Source organism: Duganella rhizosphaerae (assembly GCF_040364205.1).
Lineage (GTDB): Bacteria > Pseudomonadota > Gammaproteobacteria > Burkholderiales > Burkholderiaceae_D > Rugamonas > Rugamonas rhizosphaerae.
This window is the reverse complement of the sequence record NZ_BPWK01000073.1, coordinates 1-586: the sequence shown is the minus strand read 5'-3', so window position 1 is coordinate 586 and position 586 is coordinate 1. Positions and strand designations below refer to the sequence as shown.

Annotated in this window: 1 protein-coding gene; it reads left to right on the top strand. The window is 67.9% G+C overall.

Annotated features, from left to right (window positions below):
• Nucleotides 1-586: phage baseplate assembly protein V (locus RUGAMON1_RS32650; RefSeq protein WP_445234426.1), on the top strand; the 586-nt coding region annotated here is incomplete at both ends.

The following is a 586-nucleotide window of genomic DNA, read 5'->3' as shown; positions in this document are numbered from 1 at the left end:
CGATGGCCGCAATCATCCGAAGCCGACCGCATCGGGTGCGCAGAGCGCGATCGTCATCGGCGCGGACGGTCTGGACCAGCCGGCCGGCGCCGATGAACTGCATTGCGATGCACTGGGCCGTGTGCGTATCCGCTATCACTGGCAAGACAGCGGCGACGCCACCTGCTGGGTGCGCGTCGCGCAGCGTTCGGCCGGCGGCGGCATGGGCAGCCAGTTCCTGCCGCGCGTGGGGCAGGAAGTATTGGTGCAGTTCATTGAGAACGATATCGACCGTCCCATCATCCTCGGCGCCTTGTACAACGGCCAGGGCGAGGGCGGTGTGGCGCCAACGCCGGCGGGACAGGCGGCCGGCGACAGCCAGGCTACGCTGTTCAACCCGGCCAGCGATCATGCGCCTTCCGCGCAGGGTAATCTGGCGGCGGGCAACAGTCCCCTGTGGCACGGCGCTTCTGCTGATACCGCCGGCCACGGCAATGCGGCGGCGCAGTGGGGCGTGCGCAGCAAGGAGTTTGGCGCGTCTGGCTACAACCAGCTGCTGTTCGACGATACCGATGCGCAGGGACGCGTGCAGCTGCGCTCAACGCAT